The following is a 23,585-nucleotide window of genomic DNA, read 5'->3' on the forward strand; positions in this document are numbered from 1 at the left end:
CGACATGCGCGGGCGCAGCGGCGGACGCGGTGGCTTCGCCGCCCTCGGCCGAGGCTTCGCCGCCCTCGCCATTGGGTCCTGCGATCATCGCGGCGTTCATGCCGCCCTTGGCATCCGGGCCGGCATAGGTGGCTTCGAGATCGATGATGTCGCGGAGGAAGATCTTGCCCTCGTTGAGCTCGTCGCGCCAGATGATGATGGCCTGGAAGGTCAGCGGGCTTTCGCAGAGGCCCGCGATCATCGCCTCGCGGCCGGCCTCGATGCGCTTCGCAATCGCGATTTCGCCCTCGCGCGAGAGCAGCTCGACCGTGCCCATCTCGCGCAGATACATGCGCACGGGATCGTCGGTGCGCTCGCCCGGCTCGCTCTTCTTGACCTCGGTGACGGCCTTCTGAGTGACCTCGACGAGCTCGTTATCCGTCTCGTCGTCGCCCTCGTCCTTCTCTTCCTCGCCTTCGGTGTCGTCGGCTTCGGTGACGTTGATGCCCATGTCCGAGAGCATCGACATGATGTCCTCGATCTGTTCGGGCGAGGTCTGGTCGGACGGCAAGACTTCGTTGAGCTGATCGAAGGTCACGAAGCCGCGCTTCTTGGCCTGCTTGATCATCTTCTTCACGGCGGCGTCGGACAGGTCGAGCAAGGGCGAGGGCGCGTCCTGGGAATCCTTCTCCGGCGCATCCGCTGCCTTGTCGTCTTTTTCCTTGTCCTTCGCCTGCAGCGTCTTTGCCTTGGTGGCCATCCATTGCTCCTAAACGCGCTTCATGCGAGACGCGCCGCGCCTTCGCGTGAATTCACATGAACCTGTTGCTCGACGCTCTCGCTTCGGCAGCTCTCGACACGGAAAGGGCGGCGCACAAACCTCTCGCCACCCCCAACTCTCTCTCGCCGGAATTGCCTAACGCTTCGTCAGCCTCTTTGTCGCGGCGGATGCAGGTGTAGTGCCAACAGCGATTGCGCGGATTCATTCCTGACGCGTCTGTTATGCCTGCGGCCGCCTCTGGGCCAAAGTGCTACAAGACCGTTAAGCCTCGATTAACCCTGTTTTTGCCGCCAAACCTAGGATTTGGCGAGTCTTTTAGCGGTTCCAGCCGTGGCCGTCCGCATGTTTCTTTCATCACATGCTCTTCTGGAGCCGGCCCGACAGCTCGCCAAAACCCTCGATCAGGGCCTCGGTACCGTCGACTTCACCTATCCGAGCCTTGACGTCACGCAGCCACGCCAAATTGGCCTCGCTGGGATCCTCCCCCAAGGCCAGCTCGGCGTCTTTCAGCTCTCTAAGTAGTGAATGCCATTGCCGATGCAAGGCAACCAGCTGGTGCCAGGTGGCAAGAACGTCGTCCCTCGCCGCGCCCTCGCGGGCGGCCCACACCGCCTGGGTCGTGATGACATTCTCAACCCTTTGAAGAGTTTGAGAAAATCCGCCCTTTTCGAGGTCGCCGCGCATCTTTTCGGCCTGCTCGCCGGGGTCCGGCGAATGGTGATGGTCGTTGGCAAAGGCGGCGATGATGCCGGCCCGGAGCCTATGGGCCTCCGGATGGGCCAGCTCCAGGGCGGCGACCTCCTCCAGATGCTCGTGCAGCAGCCAGGGGTGGTTGATCAGGCATTGCAGGATCAGCGCCTCCCGGCGGGAGATGGCGCTGCGCTGGCCTCGCAGGATCGGGCTTGCCGCCAGCTGCGGGCTCGCCGCCTGGTAGGGGCCGGAGGGCAGCGGGGCCGGACCCGGAGCGCCGCGGCGGCCGCCGAAGCCTTGTCCACCGAATCGATTCGCCCCGCCTCGCGGCTGGAACGGGCGGCCGCCACCGGGGCGGAAATTGCCCCGGCCGCCAAAGCCGCGCCCACCTTCGGGCGCGAAGGTGCGCTGCAGCCGCTCGACGAAGTCGTCGCGATAATAGCGCCGCACCACCTCGTCGCGAATGCCGTTGGTGAGCTCCCTGATGCGGGCCTCGAGCGCGGCGCGCCGCTCGGGCGTGGCGAAATTGCCGCCCTCGAGCTCGCGCGACCAGATCATGTCGGCGAGCGGACGGGCAGCGCCGATGACCTCCTCGATCGCGCCGCGCCCGCCCGAGCGCACGAGATCATCGGGGTCCTGCCCTTCCGGCAGCAGCGCAAAGCGAAGACTCTTGCCGGGCGCGAGGAACGGCAAGGCAAGGTCCGCAGCACGATAGGCCGCCTTCTGTCCGGCGCGGTCGCCGTCGAAGCAGAGGATCGGCTCGTCCGCCATCTTCCAGAGCAGCGCGAGCTGGCTTTCGGTGAGCGCGGTGCCGAGCGGCGCGACGCTGCCGGCAAAGCCCGCGGTGACCATGGCGATGACGTCGACATAGCCTTCGACCACGATCAGTGGGCTGCCGTCATGGGTGGCTTTGCGCGCGGTCTGGTGGTTGTAGAGATTGTCGCCCTTGTGGAAGAGCGGCGTCTCCGGCGAATTCAGGTATTTGGCCGGAACGTCCTTCTCCAGCGCGCGCCCGCCGAAGGCGATGACGCGGCCGCGCAGATCGGCGATCGGAAACATCACGCGATCGCGGAAGCGATCGTAGGGAACGGGGATGTCGTCGCCGCCGATCAACAGACCGGTCTCGACCATGTCCTCGACGGAGACGCCGAGCTTGCCGAGATGCTCCTTCAGTGCGAATCTTTCGCCCGGCGCATAGCCGAGGCGGAACTGCAATTGCGTCGCCGGCGAAATGGCGCGATCGGCGAGATAGCCGCGCGCTTTCGCGCCCACGCGCGAGGCCAGCGTCTCGGCGAAGAATTTCGCCGCGAGATCCATCACGTCATGCAGCGAGCGCCGCCGCTGCTCCTCGCGCGCGGCGTTGGGCGTCACCGCCGGCAGCGGCAGGCCCGCCATATTTGCAAGCCGCTCCACCGCTTCCGCGAACGGCAGGCCGTCGGTCTCCATCACGAAGTTGATGATGTCGCCGTGCTTGCCCGAGGAGAAGTCGTGATAAAAACCCTTCTGGTCGTTGACGTAGAAGGACGGCGTCTTCTCCTGCTGGAACGGCGACAGCCCCTTCCACTCGCGCCCGGCCTTCTTCAGCTTGACGCGCTTGCCCACGACCTCGGAGACCGAAAGCCGGGCACGAAGCTCGTCGAGGAACTGGGGCGTGAAGCGCATGGGGCGAGTTTAGCCGAGCGTTTGAGTTGGGCGAAGGATCAGGGATATAGGGACGGCCCGGTCAAAGGCCAGGTTTGTCGGGCTTATCCGCGCTGTTCACAGCCCTCCGTCATTCCGGGGCGCCCCGAAGGGGCGAGCCCGGAATCCATCGAGCCACTGGAATGCTGGGAGAAATGGATTCCGGGCTCGCGCTTCGCGCGCCCCGGAATGACGAGCCACTTGAACCGCGCCCGGTTCCACGCTTCCATACCGCCATGTTCAGGACCTTTCGGGGCGGCCAGACCGGGGGTTGGCGGGTGACCTCGCTCTCGCCTGTGACGGGCGAGTCCCTGCCCTTCGTGCCGGCGCTGTCGGTGACCGACAGCGAGGCCGTCTCGTTGCCGCTGGTGCCCTCGCGCAATGCCTGGCGGCTGGTCGGCGTTGCCAGCAGCCTGCGCTACACCGAGCGGGCCGAGAAGCAGCAGCTCGTCGCCGTGCAGGCCGGCCTCGGCCGGCTGGAGGCCACCAGCGCGGCACTGATCCCGATCCGCAAATCGCAGGCCTGGTGGGAGCTGACCCAGGAAGAGCGCCGCAAGATTTTTGAGGACAAGTCGCACCACATTGCCAGCAGTCTTCGTTTTCTGCCCGCGATCGCGCGCCAGCTCTATCATTGCCGCGACCTCGGCGGCCCCTTCGATTTCCTGACCTGGTTCGAATTCGCCCCCGTGCACGCCTCGCTGTTCGAGGAGCTGGTGGCGATGCTGCGGCGGACCGAGGAGTGGAGCTATGTCGAGCGCGAGGTCGACGTGCGCGTGGTGAAGGAAGTGCTGTCGGCATAGAGCATGATCCGGAAAAGTGCGCAGCGGTTTTCCGAGAAGATCACGCTCGAGAATATCTAGCGATCAAGGAAGCGCCCGGACTCGATGCGCGGCAGATCGGTAACCGGCCAATTGTAGACGTAGGTCCAGGCCTTCCCGGTGGCGCCGTCGGGCAGCGTCACCTCGATCATCTGCCGCAGATATTCCGTCGGTTCGGGAAAGCCCTCGCCGCAAGCCTCGTACATGTCGAGCTCGCGCAGGAGCTCGTCCGGCACGCGCAGCTGAAACAGCTCACCATGGACGATGTCCGACGGCGTCTCGGAGAGCAGCAATCCCGGATAGTGCTTCACCAGAACGAGCCGGCCGCGACAGGTGGCTTCACTGATGAATTCCGCATGGGCCGCGAGCAGCCGCGCCATCGGGTGGTCGAAGCCGCGCATCAGGGTGCCGTAAACGAAAAGTCGATCCGAGCTCATGCCGTTCCAACGTTGCGGCATCGGTGCGATACCGCTACTCCGTTTACACAGTTTGTCATTCCATAGGCAAATCAGGATGGCTTTGGATATAGCCGACGCAACCGACCAGCTGCTCGGCGAGGGCGACATTCCGCCCGTGCATGAGGTGAATACGGCAGGGACATCGCCGTTCCTGCTCACCGCGGACCATTACGGACGGGTGCTGCCGCGCGCGCTCGGCGATCTCGGCGTCGCGGATACCGATCTTGTCAGGCACATCGCCTGGGACATCGGCATCGCCGGTGTCGCCGAGCGGCTCGCCGAGATGCTCGATGCGCATCTGATCGCGCAGCGTTATTCGCGGCTGGTGATCGACTGCAACCGCCCGCCCGGCGTCGCAAGCTCGATCCCCGTGATATCCGAGGCGACCGCCATCCCCGGCAATGAGGATCTGTCGGCCGCGGCCAAGGAGATGCGCCGGCGCGAGATCTTCGATCCCTATCACCGCCGGATTGGCGCGGCGATCGATGCACGCATCAGGGCGGGCAGGCCGACGGTGCTGGTGGCGCTGCACAGCTTCACGCCGGTCTTTTACGGCGAGCCGCGGCCCTGGCACATCGGCACGCTCTATCACCGCGATACGGTGCTGCCGCGGCTGATGCTGCAGCATTTGCGGGCCGAGAGCGCGCTCGTCGTCGGCGACAACCAGCCTTATGCGGTGAGCGACATCACCGACTACACGATTCCAATCCACGGCGAGGCGCGCGGGCTCGTCAACACCGGCATCGAGATCCGCCAGGACTTGATCACTGAGGAGAGCGGCCAGCAGCAATGGGCCGAGCGGCTGGCGCGGATCCTGCGCGAGATCGAGGCCGCGCTGCGCGAGCAGGGAATGAGTTAAGCGGTCACTTCGCCCGCGTCAGTGCCAGCCAGATGCCGCCGCCGATCATGAAGCCGCCTGAGATGCGCGACACCATCCGCGTGCGCCGCGCCGAGAAGAATTTTCGGGCGCGCCCGGCGGCAATCGCGTAGAGCGCATCGGTCATCACCGCCGTCACCATGAAGGTGGCACCCAGCAGCGCGACCTGCGGGAAATGCGGTTGGCTCATGTCCATGAATTGCGGGATGAAAGCGCCGAAGAACACCAGCACCTTGGGGTTCGACAGCAGCACCAGGAATCCCTGCAGGAAGAAGCCGCCGCGCGGCGGCGGAGGCGGCGCGTCGACATCGACGCCTTCGACCGGCTCCCAGATCAGCTTGATGCCGAGCCAGATCAGATATGCGGCGCCGGCAAAGCGCACCCAATCGAACCAATAGCCCATGGTCGCCATCAGCGAGGTCAGGCCGATCGCGACGATGCCGATGACGATGGCAAGCCCGGCCTGCGCGCCGGCCACGTTGATGAGCGCCGCACGCGTGCCGTGGCGCAAGCCATTGGCGATGACGAGGGTGACGATCGGCCCCGGCAGCAGCGCCAGCGCAATGCAGGCGGCGACGAAGGCGAGATAGGCTTGCATGGACATCATGGGAGGGACTCGCTGCGGTTCGGGCGCATTAATGCATGGCCCAAGCTGGAACGGAAGACACGTGAGCCGTTCCATCTTGACACGCAACCATTTAGTTGCCTATTCTCACCGCCATGGATGAGGTCTTCAAGGCGCTCGCGGATAGCTCGCGACGTTCGCTGCTCGACAGGCTTCACGCCAGAAACGGCCAGACACTGAACGAGCTCTGCGAGGGGCTTGCGATGACGCGACAGGCCGTCACCAAGCACCTTGCCATCCTGGAGGAAGCGAACCTCATCACCACCATCAGGCATGGACGCGAGAAGCTGCACTACCTCAACCCGATGCCGATCCATCAGATCGGCGAACGCTGGATCAGGAAGTTCGAGCGCAGCAAGCTCGCCGCGCTCAACGAGCTGAAACGTCAGTTGGAGAACGGCGACGAGTGAGTCCGCTCAACGAAGGATTTGATGCACGATGAACCTCGATCAATTCAAGCCGCTGACCGTCTACACCATCTACATCGCCTCGACGCCCGAGAAGGTGTGGGAGGCGCTGACGTCCGCCGAGTTCAGCCGGAAATATTTTTCCGGCTTTGCGGTGGAGATGGAGCCGAAGCTCGGCGGCAGTTTCGTCGTGCACGCGCCCGACGGCTCCGAGCACATCCGCGGCGAAGTGTTCGAATACGATCCGCCGAGGAGGCTCACGGTGAGCTGGAACGTCAATTGGCCGGATCTCGTGGAAAAGCTCGGCACCACCATTGTCACCTACGAGATCGAGCAGGCCGGCGAAGCCGTCCGCCTCACCCTGAGCCAACGCCACGACCGCGGGCTCAGCGACGACATCCTTTCCGGCGGCCGCACCGGCTGGCCCGCGATCCTCTCCGGATTGAAGAGCCTGCTGGAGACCGGCAAGGCGCCGCATATCGAGATGTCCCCGCCGGTGCGGTTGCTGGAGGCGCTGAAGGCGATGGGGATCAAGGTGCCTTGAGCGAGGCAATCTCCGCTGTCGTCCCGGGGCGCGCGAAGCGCGAGCCCGGGACCCATAACCACAGGATGAAGTTTGGCGAAGACTCGTGGTTACGACTTCGCGCCCCAACTTCTCCCTGGGGTTATGGGCCCCCGCCCCCGTGCGCAGCCGCGCACTAGGCGGGGGCGACGGCCTACACCGGCGCCACCAACCGGCGGTGCAGGTGCCATGTCGCATGCCCGAGCACCGGCAGCGTGACCACCAGCCCGAGAAAATAGGGCAGCGCCGAGACGATCAGCAGCATCACGATCAATGCGGCCCAACCGATCATCGGCAGCGGGCTCGTCACCACCGCGCGCACGCTCGTCACCATGGCCGTGACGAAATCGACCTCGCGATCGAGCAGCAGCGGGAACGACACCACGGTCAGCGAGAACAGGATCAGCGACAGCACGGCCCCGACCGCATTGCCGATGGCCAGGAACAGCAGGCCCTCGCTGGTCGTCAGCACCACCGTCATGAATTCCTGCAAGCTCGAGAACGAGGCGTTGAGGCCGAGCAGCAGCGCGATCAGGAGCCGCACCTGGTACATCCAGACCACGAAGACGAACAACGTCACGAAGGCCATCCAGCCGATCTCGCTGCGCGAGCGGATCGCGGACCAGATCGCAGCGAACGAGACCGGCTCGCCGCGCTCGCGACGCCGGCTGACTTCGTAGAGGCCGATCGCAACGAACGGTCCGATCAGCGCAAAGCCGGCAGCGAGGGGATAGACCAGGTAGACCATGCCGAAGGCGGTGAGACAGAGCATGATGACGATGCCGCCGGCGGCATAGAGCGCGCCGAAGCAGAGACCGTAGAGCGGCAGCGCCTGGAAATCACGCAGGCCCTCGACCAGCGCCTCGGCGATGTCGACCGCCGCCACGGGACGCACCACCGGATCGACCTTGCCCGAGATGGACATCAGCTTCCTCCGCACATCGGCGCGATCTTCGTCGCGCGCATGCCGCGATATTAGCGCCGCCGCGCGGCGGCGCAACTTGATGCCGGCCGGCGCGAAGGGTGGCAGTGAAAAGACGATGCTCGCACGGCGAAATCGTTAGCCTTTCGCGCGATTTTTGCACCGCCCGCTATGGACGGGGCAGATGATCGTGCCGCAAATTGCACCTCCGAATACCGTCGCCCGAGAGCCGATCGCCCACCGATGAGCCTGCGTACCCGGTTACTTATCCTCGTCATCGCGGCCATGCTCGTGCCGGCGATTCTGGTCGGGCTGCGCTTCGTGCAGAACCGGGCCAGCGAGATCGACGCGGCGCTGGCCAATCTCGCCGCATCCGCCGACGACATCGCCAGCGATCTCGGCGAGAAGATCCAGGGGACTGCCCAGCTTCATTACGGGCTCGCCCGCGCCCGCGACCTCGACACGCGCGACAAAGCGGCATGCTCGGCGTTTCTGTCGGATGTCCGCGAGGAATATCCGCAGTTCACGGGTATCCTGACCATCGATCCCGACGGCAGGCTGTTCTGCGACTCGCTGCGGACCAACCGCACGCTCGACCTGAACGACCGCGGCTATTTCAAAGAGGTCAAGACTCTTCACGGCCTCGTCGCGGTGGAACCGGTGTTCGGCCGCCTCACCGGACTGTCGGTGCTGCAGATCGCCTATCCGGTGCGATCGGATACGGGCGCGCTGAAATTCGTGCTGCTGGCCTCCTTCAACCTGAACAAATTCGCGGAGTTTCACGACAAGCGGCTGCTCGCCGAGAAGGACATCCTGCTCGTCGACGCCAAGGGCACGGTCCTGGCCGCCCCCAAGCGCGGCGGCTGGAGCGTACCCATCGGCGGCTCCATTGCGGGCTCCGACCTGTTCCGCTTCGCGGCAGATCCCGACGGCGAACCATTCCGGGAGATCGCCGATCGCGACGGCCGCACGCAGATCTGGGGCGTTGCCCGCTCGCCCGCGATCCGCAAGGCCGGACTCTATATCTTGGTGGGGCGGTCCAAGGACGGACTGATCGCGGCAGCGAACCGCCGGCTTTACGAGGACATGGCGATCCTGGCGGTGGCCTCGCTGCTGCTCCTCGCCGGCCTCTGGATCCTCACGACGGTGAGCATCGGACGGCAGGTCGGGCGGCTCGCTGCCATGGCGAAGAGCCTGGGGCACGGCGATCTCAGCGCGCGCATTCCGGAGCCCCACCCGGGGGGCGAGCTCGGCGGGTTGATGACGCTGCTCAACAGCACGGCCGAATCGCTCGAGCAGCAGCGCGCCGCCATCGCCGATCTCAGCCACAAGCTCAGCCAGTCGCAGAAGATGGAAGCCATGGGCCAGCTCACGGGCGGCGTGGCGCACGATTTCAACAATCTCCTGACCGTCATTCTCGGCAATTCCGAGCACCTCGCCGACAGGCTTGCGGGCAACGAGGAATTGCACCGGATCGCCGACGACATTGCGACCGCCGCCGAGCGGGGTTCCGACCTGACGCGGAGCCTGCTCGCCTTCGCGCGCAAGCAGCCGCTGCGGCCGCGCGAGATCGACATCGCCGAGCAGGTGACCGGCATGAAGCAGCTTCTGCAGCGGACCTTGGGCGAGCACATCGAATCCAGCTTCACGTTCGCGCCGGATCTCTGGCTCGCCAGCGTCGATCCCGGCCAATTGGCGACGGCCGTGCTCAACCTCGTGCTCAACGCGCGCGACGCGATGCCTGACGGCGGCAAGCTGATGGTCGAGGTGCGGAATGCATCGCTCGGTGAATCCGACCTCGACGTCAACGGCGAGCCGCGGCCCGGCGACTACGTCATGCTGGCCGTGAAGGATACCGGGTCCGGCATGAGCAGCGAGGTGTTGCAGCGCGCGTTCGAGCCGTTCTTCACCACCAAGGAGGTCGGCAAGGGCACCGGCCTTGGCCTCAGCATGGTCTACGGATTTGCGCAACAATCCGGCGGACTCGTGCAGATGCAGTCCGAACCGGGTCAAGGCAGCGTGGTCAGGCTGTTCTTTCCTCGCCTGCCGACGTCGTCGAGCGAGGAGCCGTCACCGGCAGCGCGTGTCGCCGCACCCGAGGGATACGAAACGATCCTCGTCGTCGAGGACGACGACATGGTGCGCGCCTATGTCGAGAACGAGCTGAAAGCGCTCGGCTACCGCGTCATCACGACGGCAAACGGCCCCGCGGCGCTGGACGTGCTGCGCCAGTCCGCGGACATCCAGCTGCTGTTCACCGACGTCGTGATGCCCGGCGGCATGTTCGGGCCGGAGCTGGCGAGGCAGGCCGCTCAGCTGCAGCCTGGCCTCAAGGTGCTCTTCACGTCCGGCTACAGCCAGGATCCGGTCAAGACGCCCGACGGGATCGACGCGCGCATTCTGACCAAGCCGTTCCGGCGCAAGGAGCTCGCTGCAATGCTGCGCGCGGCCCTCTCGGAGCCGCCGCGCTAGATCAGGACGCGATCGTGAGCTGCAGCGCCACTGCGAGATTGGCGGCGAACAGAGCCGCATCGATCACGAAGATCCGGAGCATCGGGCCCTTCAACACCGGCCAATAGGCCACCCCGACGCGGCCGCCGCGCATCAGCACCGGGACGTTATAGGCGAACTGGCTGAAATGGCAGGCGGCAAAGAACAGGAACAGCGCGAGCTGCGCTTCGACCGGTTGGAAGAAGGACGGACGGGCGGCCAGAAGATAGAGCGACAAGAGCCCGATCGGCAGATTCATGCCGCCGAGAAACGCGACGCTCGCTGCAAGGGTCGGCGCGATCGGATTGCTGCGCTCCTCTCGCGGCAGCAGGATCTTCAACGTGTTGGTTTGCGCGATGCTGAACTGGATGAACGCGCCCACGAACCAGAGCGTGTTGAGAAGCAGGACGATATCCGAAAATCGCATGGTCATTTCCCGTAGAAGGCTTCGCTGCGCACCACACGGCCCGCATCGTCGAAATCCATGAACTCGCTGGCGCGCGTATCGCCCAACTGCCACCACACCGTCAGTCGCGCGATCGCCTCGTCCCAGCTCCAGTCCAGGATTTTCAGGTCGGCACTTTCGATGTGGCCATAGGCTTTCCGCCAGTAGGCGCGAATGTTCTCGGCGCCGGTGACGGTCGGAGACCCCGTCAGGGTGAGCGCGAGAGGACTGCGCATCTGCGCATCGTCGGCGAAATGGGCGACGACCGCGTCGATGTCCACTTTGCACCAGTTCGCGCACCATGCCGCGACGAAGCTTGCAGCGGCCGCGCGGTCCATTGCCTGTCCGCTCACGACACGAATCCTCCCTTCGGCTTGTGGCCCGGAAGGTGGCAAAGCGCGCGCCTCATGTCAACTATGTTGACTTGAGATTTCGGTCAGTTGTTGTCGGCGATCGCCTCCATCACGCCGATCCATCCGGCCGCACCGCTCGCCCCGGCGCGCGCGAACGCTTCGCGCAGGACTTGGCGCTCGTGGTCCGAGGCCCGCTGCTCGATGCGCCGCCCCGCTTCCGTCAGGCGCAGCAATTTCGAGCGGTGCTGCTCCGGCGAGCGATTCGAGGTCAAGAGCTTGCGCTCCAGCAGCAGATTGAGCGGCCGGTTGAGGGCCTGTTTGGAAATGCCGAGGATCTCGATCAGCGCGCCGATGGCGATGTCGGGCCGGCGCGCCACCACGTAGAGGATGCGATGGTGCGGACGCGACAGGCCCTGCTTGGCCAGATATACGTCGGCCTGCAGCGTCATGCCGCGCCAGCCGTAGTACATGAGCTCCAGCGCCGTATCGAGCTCGTGCAGCTTTGCGAGCGAGGCGCGGTGAAGCCCCGCGGCTTGAGACGTCTTTGCCATGGTCGGAAGCCAGCCCTTGTAAGAAGTCAGCCTTTGGCCCGCAGCTCGCGGCGCAGCACCTTGCCTGTTGCCGTCATCGGCAGCGTCTCCGTGAATTCGACGAAGCGCGGATATTCGTGCGCGGCGAGCTGCACCTTGACGAAGTCCTGAATCTCGCGCGCGAGCGTGTCGCTGCCGGCAAAGCCCGGACGCAGCACGATCCAGGCCTTGATCGATTCGGTGCGGATCGGATCGGGAATGCCGACCACCGCAGCCATGGCCACCGACGGATGTTTCATCAGCGTGTGCTCGATCTCGGAGGGGCCGACGCGATAGCCGGCGGTGGTGATGACGTCGTCCTCGCGGCTGACGTACCAGAAATAGCCGTCCTCGTCCTGCACGCCGAGATCGCCGGTGAGCAGGAAGTCGCCGGCATATTTCTTCGCGGTCGCCTCCGGATTGCGCCAATATTCGAGCATGGTGACGGGGCACGGCTGGCGCACGCCGATGATGCCGCGCTGACCCCGCGGCAATTCCTCGCCCTTGTCGTTGACGATGCGGACATCGAAGCCCGGCGTCGCCTTGCCCATCGAACCCGGGCGGATCGGAAACAGGTTCGCGTTGCTGCCGATCACGAGGTTGCACTCGGTCTGGCCGAACACCTCATGCGCGTCGACACCAAACGTCTCGCGCACCCAGCCGAGCAATTCACCCCCGAGCGATTCGCCGCCGGTGAAGATGCTGCGCAGCTTGACGCCGGAATGCTTGACGCCGGCCTGCCGCATCAGCTTCAGCGCCGTCGGCGGCAGGAAGACGTTGCGGACGGCAAGATCGGCCATCATCTGCATCGCCGCTTGCGGCTCGAATTTCCGCGCGCGATGGCCGACCAGGGGAATGCCGTGGTACCAGAACGCGAGCAGACCGTTGATGAGCCCGCCGATCCAGGCCCAATCCGCCGGCGTCCACATGAGATCGCCGGGCTTGGGCAAGAAGTTGTGGCACATCTCCACGTTCGGCAGATGGCCGAGCACGACACGATGCGCATGCAGCGCGCCCTTCGGGTTACCCGTCGTGCCCGAGGTGTAGATGATCAGCGCGGGATCGTCGGCCGAAGTATCCGCGCGCGTAAAGTCGGGCGAAGCGGCCTTCACCGCATCCCAGAACGATGTCGTGCCGGCGGGCACGCGCGCGCCGACGATGTAGACGCTCCTCAGCTCCGGCAGGCGGTCGCGGATCTTGGACAGCTTTTCCCAGCCAGCTTCGTCGGTGACGATCGCCTTGGCCTCGGAGTTCGACAGACGGAATTCCAGCGCGTCCTCGCCGAACAGGGCGAACAGCGGGATCGAGATCAGGGCCGAGCGAAACGCCGCCATGTGCACGATCGGCAATTCCAGCGACTGCGACAGGAACACCGCGACGCGGTCGCCCCGCACAAGCCCGTCCGCCCACAGCACATTGGCGAAGCGGCGCGACATCTCCGCGATCTCGTCGAAGGTGGTGCGGCTGGTGGCGCCGGTGTCGTCGACATAGATCAGCGCAAGCCAGCCGGTGCCGTCGGCATGGCGATCGCAGCACGCCTCCGCGATGTTGAAGCGCGCGGGGATATCCCAACGGAAGTTGCGGACGAGTTCGTCGTAGCTTGCGGCTTCGGTGAGCATGGTATGGTCGTTTCCGGTGTCTTGTTATTATCGTTCAGTCTAGGGCCGCGGGCGCACGGGACAAGTCCCTCGCCGTCATTCCGGGGCGCCCGAAGGGCGAGCCCGGAATCCATCGGGCCACAGGAAATGCCGCTTGATGGATTCCGGGTTCGACGCTGACGCGTCGCCCCGGAATGACGGCAGAGACTCACCGCACCGTCGCAAAAAATCTTCCGGACATCGCGCACGAACAGCTCCGGCTGCTCGAAGGCGGCGAAGTGACCGCCCTTCTCCATCTCACTCCAATGCGTGATGTCATGGAAGTTCGGCTCCATCCAGCGCCGCACCGGCGTGACGATCTCCTTGGGGAACACCGCGACACCCGTCGGCACCTTCACCACCGGCGTGGTGCGGCGCTTGCCAAAGCTCTCCCAATAGAGCCGCGCCGACGAGGTCGCCGTCTGCGTCGCCCAATAGAGCATGACGTTGTCGAGCAGCTCGTCCTTGCTGAAGATGTTTTCGGGGTGGCCATTGCAATCGGTCCAGGCCCAGAATTTTTCCAGGATCCAGGCCGCCTGGCCGCTCGGCGAATCCGTCAGGCCATAGCCGAGCGTCTGCGGCCGCGTCGACTGCTGCTTGGAATAGCCGGAGTCGAGATCGGCGTAGTGCTTGAGGCCGGCGAGAGCGCGCTTTTCGTCCGGCGTCGGCTCGCCTTCCACTTTCGGCGCTGCGCTGAGGGCGAGCGTGATGTGGATGCCGGCGCAATGCTCAGCGTCCTGCGCGCCGAGCGAGGTCGTCACCGCCGAGCCCCAATCGCCGCCTTGGGCGCCATAGCGCGTGTAGCCCAACCGGTCCATCAGCTTGGCCCATGTCGCGGCGATACGGTCGACGCCCCAGCCGGTGGTCTTCGGCTTGGCCGAGAAGCCGAAGCCAGGCAGCGAGGGGCAGATCACATGGAACGCATCGGCGGGATTGCCGCCATGCGCGGCGGGGTCGATGAGGGGCGCGATCACCTTCTGGAACTCGACGATGGAGCCCGGCCAGCCATGGGTGATGATCAACGGCAGCGCCGAACGCTCCTTCGCGCGCGCATGAATGAAGTGGATGTCGAGCCCGTCGATCTCCGTGGTGAACTGCGCGAAGCGGTTGAGCTTTGCCTCGCGCGAGGGCCAGTCATACTCGTTGGCCCAATAGGTGCAGATCTCCTGGATCCATTTCAGCGGCGCGCCCTGGCTCCAGTCGTCGACCAGCTCGGCGTCCGGCCAGCGCGTGCGGGCGAGGCGTGACTTGAGGTCGGCGAGGACGTCGTCGCTGATGGCGATGCGAAACGGCTTGATGACGGTCATCGGTTGCTCCCGATTTGTTCCTGCCGGGAGAGTAGACCGAACCTATGCGGCATCAAAGGTGCCCCTTCTCCCCTTGTGGGAGAAGGTGGCGCGAAGCGCCGGATGAGGGGTCTCTATCCGCGTGAACTACTGGGAGAGGATCGCTCGCGGAGAAAGACCCCTCACCCGTCTCGCCGCTACGCGGCGAGCCACCCTCTCCCACAAGGGGAGAGGGGAAGAAGCTAGCCCGACAGCGTAGCCTTCACGAGACCAGACGCCTTGCCGAAATCCATCTGGCCCGCGTATTTCGCGCGCAGCACGGCGATCACCTTGCCCATGTCCTTCATGCCGGCAGCGCCGGTCTCGGCAATCGCATCCGCGATCGCCTTCTTCACGTCGTCATCGGACATCTGCTTCGGCAGATACGCCGAGATCACCGCGATCTCCTCGCGCTCCTGCGCGGCAAGCTCGGCGCGGCCGCCCTTGTCGTAGAGCTCGACCGCCTCCTGACGCTGCTTGATCATCTTCTGCAGCACCGCGAGGATGTCAGCGTCCGACAACGGCGGCTTGCCGCTGCCGCGCGCGTCGATGTCGGCGTTCTTGATGGTCGAGTTGACCATGCGCAGCGTGGACAGCTTGCGCTCGTCCTTGGCCTTCATGGCCTCCTTGACCGCATTGTTGATGTCGTCGCGCAGCATGATCGTGATCCCTTCGATATAAACGCCTGATCTAGGCCCTTTGCGGCCGTCGCACAACCTAGCTCCCCAGCCATTCGGTCAGCGCCTGAACCGTCGCCTCCGGCTGTTCGGCTTGCGGCAGGTGCCCGCAGCGATCGAGAATCACGAGCCTGGCGCCGGCGATGCCTTCGGCCATCTCCTTGGAGAAGGCGTTGGGGATGGTGTTGTCGGCATCGCCCGTCAGCACCAGCGTCGGGCATGTGATCGTCGCCAGCAAGGAGCGCGAATCCACCCGTGCGATGATCGCGGTCTGCTGCCGCAGATAGCCTTCGACGCCGACGTCCTCGTCCTGCGCATGCACGAGCCTGAGAATCTCGGCATCGTCGCGCCGCGACGGATGCACGAGCTCCGGAAAACTCTCCTCGCGCACGGCGCGCAGCTCGCCGCGTCTGGCGCGCTCCATCTGAGCGCGGCGGCGCGCGGTGGCCTCCGGCGCGTCGGGCCGCGCCTGCGTGTTGATCAGCGCGAGTTTTGTCACGCGCTCGCTGGCCTGGCGCATGATCTCGAAGGCGATGTAGCCACCCATGGAATGGCCGGCGAGGGCGAAGCGCGGCGGCGCCTCGGCGAGGATGAGGCGGGCGATCGCAACCATGCTGTCGTCGCGGATGTGGTTGGCGACCGTCACCGGCCCGAAACGCCAGAGCGCAGGGATCACGGGCGCATAGATCCGGGCCGAGGACGCCAGCCCCGGAACCAGCACAATGGGGGTGGTCTGGTCCATTATTGCCTCGCAAGCCCAGGAAATTGCCGGAAATTGTGCGTCCGAGCTTAAGGGTGGGAGGAGGCCTGTCAAATATGCAAAAACGCATGTGAATCGGCCCTCTCTCGCTTTGACGTGCACACGCGGGGGGCTTATGAAGCGGGCTCATGACACAACATGACAACGATCCCGCCTGGCCGGACCACAAACCGACCGCGCTCCTCGTGCTTGCCGACGGCACGGTGCTGGAGGGCTTTGGTCTCGGCGCCGAGGGCCACGCCGTCGGCGAGGTCTGCTTCAACACCGCAATGACCGGCTATGAGGAGATCCTGACCGATCCCTCCTATGCCGGCCAGCTCATCACCTTCACCTTCCCGCATATCGGCAATGTCGGCACCAATGAGGACGACATCGAGACGGTGAACATGGCCGCGACGCCCGGCGCGCGCGGCGTGATCCTGCGCACCGCGATCACCAATCCCTCGAACTACCGCGCCACCAAGCATCTCGATGCCTGGCTCAAGGCCCGCGGCATCATCGGCCTCTCCGGCATCGACACCCGCGCGCTGACCGCGCTGATCCGCTCCAAGGGCATGCCGAACGCCGTGATCGCGCACTCGAAGTCTGGCGAGTTCGATTTGCACGGCCTCAAGGAAGAGGCGCGCGAATGGCCGGGCCTCGAGGGCATGGACCTCGTGCCGATGGTGACGAGCGGCCAGCGCTTCACCTGGGACGAGATGCCCTGGGCCTGGGACAAGGGCTTCGGCCGCCAGGACAAGCCCGAGTTCAACGTCGTCGCCATCGACTACGGCATCAAGCGCAACATCCTGCGCCTGCTCGCCGGTGTCGGCTGCAAGGTGACGGTGGTGCCGGCGACGACCCCCGCCGAAGACATCCTGGCGTTGAAGCCGGACGGCGTGTTCCTGTCCAACGGTCCGGGCGATCCGGCCGCGACCGGCAAATATGCCGTCCCCGTGATCCGCGACGTGATCAAGTCGGGCACGCCGACCTTCGGCATCTGCCTCGGCCACCAGATGCTGGGCCTTGCCGTCGGCGCCAAGACCAAGAAGATGCATCAGGGCCATCACGGCGCCAATCACCCGGTGAAGGACGAGACCACCGGCAAGGTCGAGATCACCTCGATGAACCACGGCTTTGCCGTGGACGAGACGACGCTGCCGAAGGGCGCGACGCAGACCCACATTTCCTTGTTTGATGGATCCAACTGCGGCATCCAGCTCGACGGCAAGCCGGTATTCTCCGTGCAATATCATCCCGAGGCCTCACCCGGCCCGCGCGACTCGCATTACCTGTTCCAGCGCTTCGCCGACCTGATGCGGCAGAGGAAGAGGGCGTAAGGCGCGTTCTCCCCGAATACTTCACCACAAAAGTCCGGGCTCGCCCGGATTTTTTCGTCATTCCGGGGCGCGCGTAGCGCGAGCCCGGAATCCATCTGGCAACAGACTTTGCAGCGCGATGGATTCTCTGATGCGCAATTGCGCATCATAGCTCGACGCTGCGGGTCGCCCCGGAATGACGGTGGAACGAGGAACGTCGCCGCACGCGTTTGGTTGATCCCTGCTATTCTTGCGCAGGAGCACAGCCATGTCCGTCGTCCGCGACAAGGCCGAGCCGCTCGCCATTGTTTTCGAGGATGACGGGCTCGTGCCGAACAACATCCTTCCGTTCCTGGTCTACCAGGGCGCGGTGAAGCTCGACCCAAAGCGCCCGGAAGAGACCATCGAGAATCTGTTCGAAGCGAACGGCTGGGGCGGGACGTGGCGCAACGGCGTCTACGATTATCTGCATTATCATGCGACGGTGCATGAGGTGCTCGGCGTCGCGCGCGGCAGCGCCCGCGTGCGTTTCGGCGGCGATTACGGCCAGGAGCTTCAGATCAAGGCCGGCGACGTTGCGATCCTGCCCGCCGGCACCGGACATCAATGCGTCAAGGCGAGCGATGATTTTTGCGTGATCGGCGCCTATCCGCCAGGCGCAAAAATGGAGATCACGCGCGCAACGCCGGAGAACCATGCGAAAGCGCTGAAGACGATTCCGCAAGTGGCGCTGCCGCCGGCTGATCCCGTGACGGGGAAGGACGGCGCGCTGATGCGGTTGTGGCGGTAGCCACACGCGTGGTGCAGTAGGGTGGGTTAGCCAAAGGCGTAACCCACCTCTTCTGTTTCCGCGGACAGAGACAGTGGTGGGTTACGCCTTGCAGATGCGCTTCGCGCTTCTGCGAGGCTAACCCACCCTACGCATCCCGTTACGCCTCGTTGCCGCCCTCCTGCCTCGTCGCTTCAAACAGGAACCAGGTCCGCCGCTCGGTCTCGTCGATGAAGTTCTCCAAAATGCTGGCGCTGGCGACGTCGCCGGCCTCGTCGCAGACGTCGTGCGCCTTGCGCATCGCGGCTGCGACGTGCTTGTTGTCCTGCATCAGCTCGCGCAGCATCTCGCGCGGCGGAACGTAGTCCTCGTTGTTGTCCTTGATGGTCTGGAGCTTTGCGACCTGGCCGATCGACTTCAGCGTGGTGCCGCCGATCTTGCGGACGCGCTCGGCGAGCTGGTCGGTGGTGGCGAAGATCTGGTCGGACTGCTCGTCGAGCAGCAGATGGTAATCGCGGAAGTGGCGCCCGCTGATGTGCCAGTGGAAATTCTTGGTCTTCAGATAAAGCGCGAACGCGTCGGCCAGAAGCACGTTGAGCGCCTCAGAGACTTTCTTGACCCCGTCGGGCGACAGATCCGTGGGGGTATCGAGTTCGGGCGAGACCTTGTTGTTGGTTTTGCTCACGGGAGACCTTCCTGTTAGGACGCGGACATTGACGGCGCGCCGCCGCACCCCTAACGCAAGGTGGGCAGCGCGGTTCCTAGATAGGAACCCCTGGGCGGGATACCAATGGACGATTGGATCGATTATTACGACTCGACGCATACGATCTATGTCAGCAAGCTGCATCGCGACTTGCACTTCCAGATCATTGCGCGGGACATCATCGGCTACATCCCCTCGCCCGATGCGACGGTGCTGGACTATGCCTGCGGCGAAGCGCTGTCGGCGAGCCAGGTGGCGGCCGCCTGCGGCATGCTGATCCTGGCCGAGCCCGCGCCGGGCGTGCGCGGCCGGCTGATCGCGCGGTTTGCCCCAAACACCAAGATCCGCGTCCGCTCGCTCGAGGACGTCCGCAAGATGCAGGATCAGTCGATCGATCTCGTCGTGATGAACTCGGTCGCACAATACATGACGCCGGACGAGCTCGATGCGGCGCTATTGAACACCCGCCGCATCCTGAAACCCTCCGGCAAGCTGGTGCTGGGCGACATTCTACAGCCCAATGTCGGCATGGTCAGGGATGTGATGGCGCTGCTCGGGTTCGGCCTGCGTCACGGATTTCTGAAGGACGCGCTGATCGGGCTGATCAGCACCGCGCTGTCGGATTATCGCCAGCTGCGCTCGAAGATCGGACTGCAGCGCTACAGCGAGGACGAGATCACGGCCAAGCTGAAGGCGGCGGGCTTCGCGGTCCAGCGCGCCCACAGCAATATCGGGCACAACCGCTGGCGCATGACCTTCATCGCGAGGCCGCCTCTGGTCCGTTAAGCATAACGATCAGCTGAGGTGGCCTGGCGCACGCCGATCGGGAATAATCCTGATGGCCCGGTGGCGGAAATGTCTACGCGGGGGCGGTGCATCGCTCTTCATCCTGGTTCAAATCCAGGCCGGGTCTCCACGCTTCGCCCCTGCGGGGCTACGCGTGGCGCAGCCACGCAAGACCCGAAGGGGCGAAGCGTGTCCGGCGTAGCTGGAGCATAGCGGAAGCGGAGACGGACTGCCCGCCCGCCCCGACGATGCCGGCAACGCACCGTCAAACCCCTGAAAATTGGCGGTTGATGGGCGTTTTTCGGGGTTTCGCCGCTCCAAAAACTGGTTTAAGACCCACCCGCGCGCGAGGGAGACCCCGCGCTCTCGCCAAATGGGGACGCGCGGCAAGCGCGCCCTTTTTTTGTGCCCAGATCCCAGCCCGTGAGCGGTGATGCCCAAACGAACCGACATCTCGACCATCCTGATCATCGGCGCCGGTCCCATCGTGATCGGCCAGGCCTGCGAGTTCGACTATTCGGGCACGCAGGCGGTGAAGACGCTGAAGGAAGAGGGCTATCGCATCGTCCTCGTCAATTCCAACCCGGCCACCATCATGACCGACCCGGAATTGGCGGATGCGACCTATATCGAGCCGATCACGCCCGAGATCGTCGCCAAGATCATCGAGAAGGAACGTCACGTCGTCCCCGGCGGCTTCGCGCTGCTGCCGACCATGGGCGGCCAGACCGCGCTGAACTGCGCGCTGTCGCTGCGCCGCCAGGGCACGCTGGAGAAGTTCGACGTCGAGATGATCGGCGCCACCGCCGACGCCATCGACAAGGCGGAAGACCGCCAGCTCTTCCGCGAGGCCATGACCAAGATCGGGCTCGAGACGCCGAAGTCTCGGCTCGCCAACGCCTCCGAGCTGAAGAAGTCGTTCCGCGAGAAATACCAGGCCGAACGCGCAAAGCTGTCGGGCGCCGCGCTCGAAGAGCTCGACCGGCAGTGGACGCTCGGCGAGAGCGAGCGTCGCAAGCGCTACCAGGAATACGCCTTCGGCCAAGCCATGATGGCGCTGTCCGAAATCGGCCTGCCCGCGATCATCCGCCCCTCCTTCACGATGGGTGGGACCGGCGGCGGCATCGCCTACAACAAGGAAGAGTTCCTCGACATCATCGAGCGCGGCCTTGACGCGTCTCCCACCAACGAAGTGCTGATCGAGGAGTCCGTGCTCGGCTGGAAAGAGTACGAGATGGAGGTGGTGCGCGACAAGAAAGACAATTGCATCATCGTCTGCTCGATCGAGAACCTCGATCCGATGGGCGTGCACACCGGCGATTCCATCACGGTGGCGCCGGCGCTGACGCTGACCGACAAGGAATACCAGATCATGCGCGACGCCTCGCTGGCGGTGCTGCGCGAGATCGGGGTCGAGACCGGCGGCTCCAACGTTCAGTTCGGCGTCAATCCCGAAGACGGCCGCATGGTCGTCATCGAGATGAATCCGCGCGTGTCGCGCTCCTCCGCGCTGGCCTCGAAAGCCACCGGTTTTCCGATCGCCAAGGTCGCCGCCAAGCTCGCGGTCGGCTACACGCTCGACGAGATCGCCAATGACATCACCGGCGGTGCCACGCCGGCGTCATTCGAGCCGACCATCGACTACGTTGTCACCAAGGTGCCGCGTTTTGCCTTCGAGAAATTCCCGGGCGCCTCGACCACGCTGACCACCTCGATGAAATCGGTCGGCGAGGTCATGGCGATCGGCCGCACCTTCCAGGAAAGCCTGCAAAAGGCGCTGCGCGGGCTCGAGACGGGATTGACCGGCCTCGACGAGATCGAGATCGAGGGCCTCGGCCGCGACGACGACAAGAACGCGATCCGCGCCGCGCTCGGCACTCCGACGCCGAACCGCATCCTCCAGGTCGCCCAGGCCATGCGGCTCGGCTGGTCAAACGAGGACATCTTCAACTCCTGCAAGATCGATCCGTGGTTCCTCGCCGAGATGCGCGGCATCGTCGAGATGGAGGAGAAGGTCAGGAAGAACGGCCTGCCTGGCAACGCCTTCGGCATGCGCACGCTGAAGGCCATGGGCTTCTCCGACGCGCGGCTCGCCGTGCTGGCCGAGACGACGGAGGCCGAAGTCAAGGCCAAGCGCCACGCGCTCGGCGTCCACCCGGTGTACAAGCGCATCGACACCTGCGCGGCCGAGTTCGCCTCGCCGACCGCCTACATGTACTCGACCTATGAGGCGCCGTTCGCCGGCCTGCCCGCGGACGAGAGCGCGCCGTCCGACAAGAAGAAGGTCATCATTCTCGGCGGCGGTCCCAACCGCATCGGCCAGGGCATCGAGTTCGACTATTGCTGCTGTCACGCCTGCTTCGCGCTGCATGACGCCGGCTACGAATCCATCATGATCAACTGCAATCCGGAGACGGTGTCGACCGACTACGACACAGCCGACCGGCTCTATTTCGAGCCGCTCACCGCCGAGGACGTGCTGGAGATCATCGCCAAGGAGCGCAGCAACGGCACGCTGCACGGCGTGATCGTGCAGTTCGGCGGCCAGACCCCGCTGAAGCTGGCGCGCGCGCTGGAAGCCGCCGAAGTGCCGATCCTCGGCACCTCGCCCGACGCCATCGACCTCGCCGAGGACCGCGACCGCTTCAAGCGCGTACTCGACAAGCTGCGCCTCAAGCAACCGAAGAACGGCATCGCCTATTCGGTCGAGCAGGCCCGCCTCGTCTCCGCCGATCTCGGCCTGCCGCTGGTGGTGCGCCCGTCCTACGTGCTCGGCGGCCGCGCGATGCAGATCATCCGCGAGGAGAACCAGCTCAATGATTATCTGCTCGGCACGCTGCCGGAGCTGGTGCCGGCCGACGTCAAGGCGCGCTACCCGAACGACAAGACCGGCCAGATCAACACCGTGCTCGGCAAGAACCCGCTGCTGTTCGACCGCTATCTGTCGGATGCCACGGAAATCGACGTCGACTGCCTGTGCGACGGCAAGGACACTTTCATCGTCGGCATCATGGAGCACATCGAGGAAGCCGGCATCCATTCCGGCGACAGCGCCTGCTCGCTGCCGCCGCACTCGCTCGATGCGGAAATGATCGAGGAGCTGGAGCGGCAGACCCGCGAGCTCGCGCTCGGCCTCGACGTCATTGGCCTGATGAACGTGCAATACGCCATCAAGGACGGCGAGATCTACGTGCTCGAGGTCAATCCGCGTGCCTCGCGCACCGTGCCGTTCGTCGCCAAGGTGGTCGGCACGCCGGTCGCCAAGATCGCCGCGCGCATCATGGCCGGCGAGAAGCTTGCCGATTTCAAGCTGAAGAAGGCGGCGCTCAAGCACGTCGGCGTCAAGGAATCGGTCTTCCCGTTCGCACGCTTCCCCGGCGTCGACACTGTGCTCGGCCCCGAGATGCGCTCGACCGGCGAGGTCATGGGAATCGACCGCTCGTTTGCGGTCGCCTTCGCCAAGAGTCAGCTCGGCGGCGGCACGCGGGTGCCGCGTAAGGGCACTGTGTTCGTCTCGGTGCGCGAAAGCGACAAGACGCGCATCGCGGATGCCGTGCGCGAATTGCATTCGCTCGGCTTCAAGGTGCTGGCAACCTCGGGCACGGCGCGCTTCCTGACCGACCAGGGCATCCCGACCGAGAAGGTGAACAAGGTGCTGGAAGGGCGGCCGCACATCGTCGATGCCATCACCAATGGCGACGTCCAGCTCGTCTTCAACACCACCGAAGGCCCGCAGGCGCTGGCCGACAGCCGCTCGCTGCGGCGCGCGGCCCTCTTGCATAAAGTGCCATATTACACCACTCTTTCCGGGGCCGTGGCGGCCGCGCAGGGCATCCGCGCCTATTTGGGTGGGGACCTTGAGGTTCGTACCCTGCAGAGCTACTTTTCGGAAACCTGATCGCTAGCGGCAGCGAAGCTTCCGCTAAGTGATTGGCAATGAAGCCACAATGGCCGGAGGAACCGATCCGGCC

22 protein-coding genes are annotated in these 23,585 nt (G+C 64.9%); 9 read left to right on the top strand and 13 right to left on the bottom strand.

Translation table 11 applies throughout. The annotated features are described in order from the left end of the window. Positions 1-739: RNA polymerase sigma factor region1.1 domain-containing protein (locus XF30_RS35300; protein WP_283811190.1), on the bottom strand; the 739-nt coding region annotated here is incomplete at its 3' end. A gap of 375 nt (positions 740-1,114) precedes the next feature. Beyond that, complete coding sequence (gene dnaG, locus XF30_RS35305; protein ID WP_109145272.1) at positions 1,115-3,112, bottom strand: DNA primase; 1,998 nt, start codon at positions 3,110-3,112, stop codon at positions 1,115-1,117. Positions 3,113-3,366: 254 nt separating this feature from the next. Here dnaG and XF30_RS35310 point away from each other — a divergent pair, with 254 nt between their 5' ends. Beyond that, entirely contained in the window at positions 3,367-3,930 is a 564-nt protein-coding gene (locus tag XF30_RS35310) for a chlorite dismutase family protein (RefSeq protein ID WP_057027835.1), read from the top strand. 56 nt (positions 3,931-3,986) lie between these two features. Here the strand turns inward: XF30_RS35310 and XF30_RS35315 are convergent, their stop codons facing one another. Continuing rightward, a complete protein-coding gene (locus tag XF30_RS35315; protein ID WP_109145976.1) occupies positions 3,987-4,385 on the bottom strand; it encodes a gamma-glutamylcyclotransferase family protein in 399 nt (132 codons plus the stop codon). A 76-nt stretch (positions 4,386-4,461) separates the two neighbouring features. Here XF30_RS35315 and XF30_RS35320 point away from each other — a divergent pair, with 76 nt between their 5' ends. Next, entirely contained in the window at positions 4,462-5,265 is an 804-nt protein-coding gene (locus XF30_RS35320) for an N-formylglutamate amidohydrolase (protein ID WP_109145273.1), read from the top strand. Positions 5,266-5,269: 4 nt separating this feature from the next. Here XF30_RS35320 and XF30_RS35325 read toward each other — a convergent pair whose 3' ends face one another. Further along, positions 5,270-5,890, bottom strand: a complete 621-nt coding sequence (locus XF30_RS35325; RefSeq protein ID WP_081494564.1) for a LysE family translocator — start codon at positions 5,888-5,890, stop codon at positions 5,270-5,272. 113 nt (positions 5,891-6,003) lie between these two features. On the opposite strand from XF30_RS35325, the gene XF30_RS35330 reads away from it, so the two are divergent. Continuing rightward, the gene (locus tag XF30_RS35330; RefSeq protein ID WP_036040181.1) at positions 6,004-6,318 is read left to right on the top strand and encodes an ArsR/SmtB family transcription factor; all 315 of its coding nucleotides are present in this window, start codon (positions 6,004-6,006) and stop codon (positions 6,316-6,318) included. Between the two features lie 28 nt (positions 6,319-6,346). Next, the gene (locus tag XF30_RS35335) at positions 6,347-6,859 is read left to right on the top strand and encodes an SRPBCC family protein (protein WP_109145274.1); all 513 of its coding nucleotides are present in this window, start codon (positions 6,347-6,349) and stop codon (positions 6,857-6,859) included. A gap of 172 nt (positions 6,860-7,031) precedes the next feature. Here the strand turns inward: XF30_RS35335 and XF30_RS35340 are convergent, their stop codons facing one another. Further along, positions 7,032-7,802: a DUF2189 domain-containing protein gene (locus XF30_RS35340; RefSeq protein WP_109145977.1), complete on the bottom strand. Its 771-nt coding sequence runs from the start codon at positions 7,800-7,802 to the stop codon at positions 7,032-7,034. Positions 7,803-8,042: 240 nt separating this feature from the next. Here XF30_RS35340 and XF30_RS35345 point away from each other — a divergent pair, with 240 nt between their 5' ends. Next, positions 8,043-10,271, top strand: a complete 2,229-nt coding sequence (locus XF30_RS35345) for an ATP-binding protein (protein WP_109145275.1) — start codon at positions 8,043-8,045, stop codon at positions 10,269-10,271. 1 nt (position 10,272) lies between these two features. Here XF30_RS35345 and XF30_RS35350 read toward each other — a convergent pair whose 3' ends face one another. The 7 genes from XF30_RS35350 to XF30_RS35380 all read right to left on the bottom strand — a co-directional run bounded on the left by XF30_RS35350 (position 10,273) and on the right by XF30_RS35380 (position 16,037). Then, complete coding sequence (locus XF30_RS35350) at positions 10,273-10,716, bottom strand: hypothetical protein (protein ID WP_036030342.1); 444 nt, start codon at positions 10,714-10,716, stop codon at positions 10,273-10,275. Between the two features lie 2 nt (positions 10,717-10,718). Further along, complete coding sequence (locus tag XF30_RS35355) at positions 10,719-11,072, bottom strand: nuclear transport factor 2 family protein (protein WP_036009556.1); 354 nt, start codon at positions 11,070-11,072, stop codon at positions 10,719-10,721. A gap of 98 nt (positions 11,073-11,170) precedes the next feature. Further along, positions 11,171-11,638 carry a MarR family transcriptional regulator gene (locus XF30_RS35360; RefSeq protein WP_109145276.1) on the bottom strand — a complete coding sequence of 156 codons (468 nt, stop codon included), beginning with the start codon at positions 11,636-11,638 and terminating at the stop codon, positions 11,171-11,173. A 26-nt stretch (positions 11,639-11,664) separates the two neighbouring features. Continuing rightward, positions 11,665-13,221, bottom strand: coding sequence for an acyl-CoA synthetase (locus XF30_RS35365; RefSeq protein ID WP_502696173.1), 1,557 nt, complete (start codon positions 13,219-13,221; stop codon positions 11,665-11,667). Beyond that, complete coding sequence (locus XF30_RS35370; RefSeq protein ID WP_502696150.1) at positions 13,149-14,600, bottom strand: epoxide hydrolase family protein; 1,452 nt, start codon at positions 14,598-14,600, stop codon at positions 13,149-13,151. The genes XF30_RS35365 and XF30_RS35370 overlap by 73 nt, the downstream gene beginning before the upstream one ends. Before the next feature lie 221 nt (positions 14,601-14,821). Beyond that, the gene (locus tag XF30_RS35375) at positions 14,822-15,277 is read right to left on the bottom strand and encodes a GatB/YqeY domain-containing protein (protein ID WP_109145278.1); all 456 of its coding nucleotides are present in this window, start codon (positions 15,275-15,277) and stop codon (positions 14,822-14,824) included. Positions 15,278-15,335: 58 nt separating this feature from the next. Next, the gene (locus tag XF30_RS35380) at positions 15,336-16,037 is read right to left on the bottom strand and encodes an alpha/beta fold hydrolase (protein WP_109145279.1); all 702 of its coding nucleotides are present in this window, start codon (positions 16,035-16,037) and stop codon (positions 15,336-15,338) included. Positions 16,038-16,183: 146 nt separating this feature from the next. On the opposite strand from XF30_RS35380, the gene carA reads away from it, so the two are divergent. Both carA and XF30_RS35390 read left to right on the top strand, forming a co-directional pair. Then, positions 16,184-17,374, top strand: a complete 1,191-nt coding sequence (gene carA / locus XF30_RS35385) for a glutamine-hydrolyzing carbamoyl-phosphate synthase small subunit (RefSeq protein ID WP_109145280.1) — start codon at positions 16,184-16,186, stop codon at positions 17,372-17,374. A gap of 247 nt (positions 17,375-17,621) precedes the next feature. Further along, the gene (locus XF30_RS35390) at positions 17,622-18,143 is read left to right on the top strand and encodes a cupin domain-containing protein (protein WP_109145281.1); all 522 of its coding nucleotides are present in this window, start codon (positions 17,622-17,624) and stop codon (positions 18,141-18,143) included. A 139-nt stretch (positions 18,144-18,282) separates the two neighbouring features. Here the strand turns inward: XF30_RS35390 and XF30_RS35395 are convergent, their stop codons facing one another. Beyond that, positions 18,283-18,807: a Dps family protein gene (locus XF30_RS35395; RefSeq protein ID WP_036009542.1), complete on the bottom strand. Its 525-nt coding sequence runs from the start codon at positions 18,805-18,807 to the stop codon at positions 18,283-18,285. A 105-nt stretch (positions 18,808-18,912) separates the two neighbouring features. Here XF30_RS35395 and XF30_RS35400 point away from each other — a divergent pair, with 105 nt between their 5' ends. Together XF30_RS35400 and carB are read left to right on the top strand one after the other, a co-directional pair. Next, entirely contained in the window at positions 18,913-19,614 is a 702-nt protein-coding gene (locus XF30_RS35400; protein WP_036009540.1) for a class I SAM-dependent methyltransferase, read from the top strand. 433 nt (positions 19,615-20,047) lie between these two features. After that, positions 20,048-23,512, top strand: a complete 3,465-nt coding sequence (carB, locus tag XF30_RS35405) for a carbamoyl-phosphate synthase large subunit (RefSeq protein WP_109145282.1) — start codon at positions 20,048-20,050, stop codon at positions 23,510-23,512. The last annotated feature ends 73 nt before the right edge of the window (positions 23,513-23,585 follow it).

This window comes from Bradyrhizobium sp. SUTN9-2 (assembly GCF_003122645.1).
In the GTDB taxonomy this organism is placed as follows: Bacteria; Pseudomonadota; Alphaproteobacteria; order Rhizobiales; family Xanthobacteraceae; genus Bradyrhizobium; species Bradyrhizobium yuanmingense.